Here is a 5,833-nt window from a genome sequence, read left to right on the forward strand (position 1 = left end):
CGGGCGGACACCCCCCACCCCGTCCCCTTCCCGCCGTACGCGGCCAACCGCCCGTCCTGGCGCGCCGTCCGGCGAACGGTCCGCCCTGGTGCGTGGGGTGGCGAAGGGTTCCGTCGTCGGCGCAGGTGCCTGCAGCTCCCTAGGGGCGCGGGGAACTGCGCGACCAGCCACAACGCAGCCGCACCCGCCCGACGACCCGACCCGGCACCCTTGTAGGCGCCCGGTCCAAGCCCAGCGCAGCTGCCCGCAGCCGCCCGGCAACCCTGCGGCGCGAAAACCCACAGCCGTCGCCTCGAACCCAGTGACAATGAACCGGTGCGGTACAGAATTCTGGGCGTCACCCAGGCAGCGGACGACGACGGCACCGTCATACCCCTCGGCCCCCGTCTCCGTACCCTCCTCGCCGCCCTCGCCCTGCGCCCCGGCCGTACCGCCGGCACCGAGACGCTGATCGACGAGGTGTGGGGGGAGGCGCCGCCGCAGGACGCCCCGGCCGCGCTCCAGGCTCTCGTCGGACGGCTCCGTCGTACCGTCGGCAGGGACGCGATCGTGTCCGGCCCGGGCGGCTACCGGCTGGCCGCCGGCGAGGACGACGTGGATCTGTACGTCTTCGAACAGCTCGTACGGCGAGGAACCGCGGCCCTGGCACGCGGCGACGCGCTCACGGCCGGCCGGGAACTCACCGCGGCCCTGGCCCTGTGGCGCGGTGACGCCCTCGCCGACCTCCCCGACCGCACCGCCGCGACCCGCCCCGAGGCCCTGCGCGCGGAGGCCACCCGGGCCCGGATCGAGGCGGACCTGCTGCTCGGCAGGGCCCAGGACGTCGTACCGGAGCTGAAGGAGCTGACCGCAGCCCATCCGTACGACGAACCGCTGCACGTTCTGCTCATCCGCGCCCTGCGTGACAGCGGCCGGGGCGCCGATGCCCTCGCCGCCTACGAGAGCGCCCGCCGGACCCTCGCCGACGGCCTCGGCACCGATCCGGGCCCGGAGCTGCGCGGCCTGCACGGTGAGCTGCTCATGGCCCCGGTCAGCCACGCCCGCGTCGAGCGCAGCGGCAACATCCGTCCGCGTCTTACCTCTTTCGTGGGCAGGGAACCCGAACTCGACGCCATCCGTTCCGAATTGCACAGGGCCCGCCTCGTCACCCTCACCGGACCGGGCGGATCCGGAAAGACCCGTCTCGCCGAGGAAGCCGCCGCCGGGCTCCCGCAGGCGTGGCTCGTCGAGCTCGCGCCGCTCGACCGGCCGGAGGCGGTGCCCGGCGCGGTGGTCAGCGCGCTCGGTCTGCGCGAGACCGTGCTCATGACCACCGAGCTGACGGCCCCGCAGGACGACCCGCTCGCCCTGCTCGTCGAGTACTGCGCCCCGCGCAGCCAACTCCTGATCCTTGACAACTGCGAACATGTCATCGAGGCGGCGGCCCACCTCGCGGAGACCCTCCTCACCCGCTGCCCGGGGCTCACCGTCCTCGCCACCAGCCGTGAACCCCTGGGCGTGCCGGGCGAATCCGTGCGCCCGGTCGAGCCCCTCCTGCCCGACCAGGCCCACCGCCTCTTCGCCGAGCGCGCCGCCGCAGTCCGCCCCGACACGGACGCCGTGCTCGCCGACCAGGAGGCCGTCGCCGAGATCTGCCGGCGTCTCGACGGGCTGCCCCTCGCCATCGAGCTCGCCGCCGCCCGGCTACGGATGCTGACCTCACGTCAGATCGCCGACCGGCTCGACGACCGCTTCCGGCTGCTCACCTCCGGCAGCCGTACCGTGCTGCCCCGCCAGCAGACCCTGCGGGCCGTCGTCGACTGGTCCTGGGAGCTGCTCGACGAGCCGGAGCGAACCCTGCTGCGCGAGGCGTCGGTGTTCGCGGGCGGCTGGGAGCTGGAGGCGGCGGAGGCGGTGTGCACCGGCCCGGCCGCCGAACTCGTCGGCGCGCTCGTGGACAAGTCCCTGATCGTGGCCACCCCGAGCGAGCGCGACGGCTCCGACGGCATGCGCTACCGCATGCTGGAGACCATCCACGAGTACGTCGTGGAGCGCGCCGCCGAGTGCCCCGAACTGCGCGCCGCCGCCGAGCTCCGGCACCGCGCGTGGGTGCGCGCCCTCGTCGAGGAGGCCGAGCCACAGCTGCGTTCGCCCGGGCAACTCCCGTGGATCTCCCGCCTGGAGACGGAGCTGGACAACATCCGCGCTGCCTTCGACCGCACGCTCGTCGCCGGCGACGAGACGCAGGCCGCTGCCCTGGCGCTCGGCATGGGCTGGTTCTGGTGGCTGCGCAACTACCGCCGCGAGGGCGTGACCTGGGTGGAAAGCGTCCTGCGCCTCGGGACGGCCCTGGACAGGGGGGCCGTGTCGGGGGCCCTGACGGACCCGCACCACACTCCGTCCGACCGCGAGGCCGACGACCCGATCGACGCCTACCTCGCCACCGCGCACACCGAGACGCACCACTCGGCACACCGCCGGCGCATGAACCTGCGCATGCTCCATCTCTTCCTCAAGTCCGAGACGGAGCCCATGGACGGCGACCTGGCCCCCCGCCTCCGCCGCTATGTGGAACTCGTCCAGGATCACTTCGCGCAGGGCGGCCCCGACGCCGCCCGCCTGCCCGGCATCGTCTGGCCCATGATCGGGCTCATGCTGAAGGACCCGGTGGACATCCGCCCCCTGATGGCCACCTCTGTCGCCCACTGCCGGGCCCACGGCGACGACTGGGCCGTCGCCGTCGCCCTGATGTTCCGCACCCACCTGGTGGTCGACTCGGCGGGCGGTCTCACCGGTGTGGACGACGACCTGGCGGAACTCCGGGTGCTCAGCCGCCGCGTGGGCGACCGCTGGCTTCGCGCCCAGGTCAGCAGTGCGGCCGGCGAGGCGGCCATGGCCCGCGGCCGCCCGGCCGAGGCCAGGGAGGAGTACGAGGAGTCACTGCGCCTCGCCCACGAGGTGGGGGCGTACGCCGAGACGCCGTTCCTCGTCGCCCGGCTCGCCGAGGTCGCCTACCGCATGGGTGACCGCGCCACCGCGCTGACCACCCTGGACGAGGCGAGCGCCGCCGGCGACCGGTACGGCGTCCCGGAGACCCGGGCGTTCGTCAGGATGATGCGGGCTCACATCGCCCTTGAGGACAAGGACACCGCTCGCGCGCGTGAGCTGGTCGACGCGGTGCGCGAGCAGGTCGGCCCGTCACCCTCGCCACCCCAGTTCGCGGTGATGCTGAACTCGGTCGCCGCGATGGTGACGGCCGCCGAGTCGGGCCCGGAGCACGGGCTGCCCCTGGTGGCGGACACCGTCCGGGAGGCGATCGAGAAGCGGTGTTCCGACATGGTCGTGGCGACGCTCGTGGACGGCGCGGCGGTCCTGCTCCGCGACCTCGGCGACCTGACGCGCGCGGTCCGCCTCATCGCCGCCGCCGAGCGGTGGCGCGGCGGCGACCCGCGTCCCCACCCCGAGCGCGTGGAGGTGGAGCGCGCCCAGGCCGACGCCCGCACCGGCCTCGGCCCCGTGCGCTACGCGGCGGAACACGCCCGGGGCACGGCCCTCACCCCGGACGAGGCTCTCGCCGAGCTCGACGAGGTGACGCGGGCGCGGCGCCTCATGAACACCTGAACTTCGACTCCGCCCAGTCCGCGAGCATCAGATCGTCGAAGGGGCTGTGCGGCTCGACCACCAGCCGTACGGTCCTGTGCCCGGCGAGGTTCACATGGACGGGCACGGCCGGGTCACCGCCCTCGACCAGCCCGGACCTCCAGAGCCGGACCCCGTCGGCGTACACGGAGAAGCGGACCTTGCCGAGGCCCAGCGTCATGTCGTCGACGCCGGCCATCGCGTCGTAGGAGGAGCAGGCGCGGTTGAGGTCGATCGTGACGGAGGAGCGGCCGTGCACGGTCACGCCGTGGGCGTACGTCCGGTCGGCGACCGAGACGCCGTAGCGCTGCCACACCCAGCTGTTCTCGCCGATCCGCATCTCGGGCTCGCTGCCGTCGCCCGAGACGTCGTAGGCCAGCTCGCTCCACTGGTAGACGACCGGCGGGGGCGGGGGCGGGGGCGGCGGGGAAGTCCGTGGCGGTGTGGGGGTGGGCTTCGGGGGCGGTGGCGATGTGGGGGTGGGGGTCGGTGTAGGAGCCGCGCTGCGCTTCACGGGCGGTGTGGGAGTGGGCTTCTTCGAGGGTGGTGTCGGTGTCGGGGACGCCGCGACCGCCGCGACCGCCGCGACCGGGACCACCGGGGAGTCCGGCCGGTTCGGGGAAGGCCTGGGCGAGGGGTTGGCCGGTTCGACCACCGGTGCGGATGCCGGCGGCTTGGCGTCCGGCTTCCTGGCCGGGCTGTCGTCGCCGATCAGCGCGAGCGCCACCGCCGCGGCGGCCACGGCGACCACCCCGGCCGCGATGCCCGCCTTCACCGGTGCGCCGAGCCCCTCCGAGGCCCCGGCACCGCCCGCGGCCGCCCCGCCCGAGGAGCCCCCGCCCGCCGCGGCGGCTGCGCCCGCGGCACCGGCCGCTCCCGCTCCGGCGCCCGCTACGAGTCCGACGGCCTTGGCGTATCCGGCGGCCCCGAACCAGCCGATGACCGCGATCGGTACGACGGCGGGGATCCCGCCGGCGACTTCCTTGATCTGGCCCGCGGCCAGCCGGCACTTGGCGCACTCCTCCAGGTGCTTGCGCAGACCCCGTTCGGCACGGGTGCGCAGCCCGCCGCGGGCGTAGGCGCCGAGCCGGTCGGCGTAGCGGGCGCACTCCTCGTCGCCGGCGAGGCTGGCGCTGACGTGGGCCTGGAGATAGGCCTGCTTGAGGCCCTCGCGAGCCCGGCTGGCCAGCACGCGCGTGCCGTTGGCGTCGAGCCCGAAGAGGGTGGCGACCTCGCTCGGCGACTCGTCCTCGACCTCGGTGTGCCACAGCACGGCCTGCCAGCGCTCGGGCAGCGACCTGAAGGCCTGCATGGCCATGGACTGCTCGGCCACGTGCAGCGCGCGTACGTCGGCGCCGAGGTCCAAGGTGTCGTCGTCGGAGACCTCCGAGGTGTGCGCGGCCCGGGCGGCGAACACCGCGAAGTCGTCGACGAGCTGCTCCCGCTTCGCCGACTTCGTCCAGTCGGCGGCGACGCGGCGGACACTGGTGAGCAGATAGGCGCGTACGGCGTGCTCGGGGCCGTGGCCCCGGCGCACGGCCTGGAGCATGCGGGCGAAGACCTCGGCGGTGAGGTCGTCCGCGGTGTGGCCGTCGCGGCAGCAGGTGCGGGCGTAGCGGCGCACCGCGTCCGCGTGGCGCCGGTAGAGCGCCTCGTAGGCGGTGTCGTCGCCGGCGCGCATCCGCTCGATCAGGCCGGCGTCGGACGGTGGCAGCTGCCTGGGCGACGGCAGGACGCTGCCGTCCTCGCGCCGGTCGCGCTGCGCCGGGACGCTGCCCTCGACGGGTTCGCCGCCCTGTGCCGGGATGCCACCCTGCGGAATGCCCGCGCGGCCGCCCTGGCCCGGCACCTGTGGGGTGCCTCCGGCTTCCCCGTCGCCCTCACCGAGGGGGTCGTTCCGCCCGTCAACGCTCATCGCGGAATGCCCCCGCCGCCGGCCCAACCAGTCCCGAACACCGGGTCAGAGTGCCATATTGGCTTTTGGTCAGCGCACTGCGTGCGGCGCATCCACTCATCTGTGGGGACTTCCCGCACGGCAGTACTGAGCATCACCGATATGGGGCAGGCTCAACCCTCGCTGCGGATGCGGGAGTTGGTTGCCGCAGCCGGAAGACGCCGGATTGTCGCGGGGGGGGGGGGGGGGCGGGCCCCCCCCCCCCCCCGCCCCCCCCGCGGCACAACCGCCGGGGCCCCCCCCCCCCCCCCACCCGGTCAC

Annotated in this window: 2 protein-coding genes; one reads left to right on the forward strand and one right to left on the reverse strand. The window is 74.6% G+C overall.

Going from position 1 to position 5,833, the window contains the following annotated elements; all coding sequences use genetic code 11:
* The first annotated feature begins 315 nt into the window (after positions 1-315).
* Positions 316-3,600 (forward strand): ATP-binding protein, encoded by a 3,285-nt coding sequence (locus ACFVYN_RS40180; RefSeq protein ID WP_390007625.1) that lies wholly within the window; start codon positions 316-318, stop codon positions 3,598-3,600.
* On the opposite strand, the gene ACFVYN_RS40185 is transcribed toward ACFVYN_RS40180, so the two are convergent.
* A complete protein-coding gene (locus tag ACFVYN_RS40185) occupies positions 3,587-5,533 on the reverse strand; it encodes a sigma-70 family RNA polymerase sigma factor (RefSeq protein ID WP_390007628.1) in 1,947 nt (648 codons plus the stop codon). The two genes, ACFVYN_RS40180 and ACFVYN_RS40185, sit on opposite strands and share 14 nt — an antisense overlap.
* Positions 5,534-5,833: the final 300 nt, after the last annotated feature.

The sequence above is a fragment of the Streptomyces sp. NPDC058307 genome (assembly GCF_042880295.1).
Classification (GTDB): domain Bacteria; phylum Actinomycetota; class Actinomycetes; order Streptomycetales; family Streptomycetaceae; genus Streptomyces.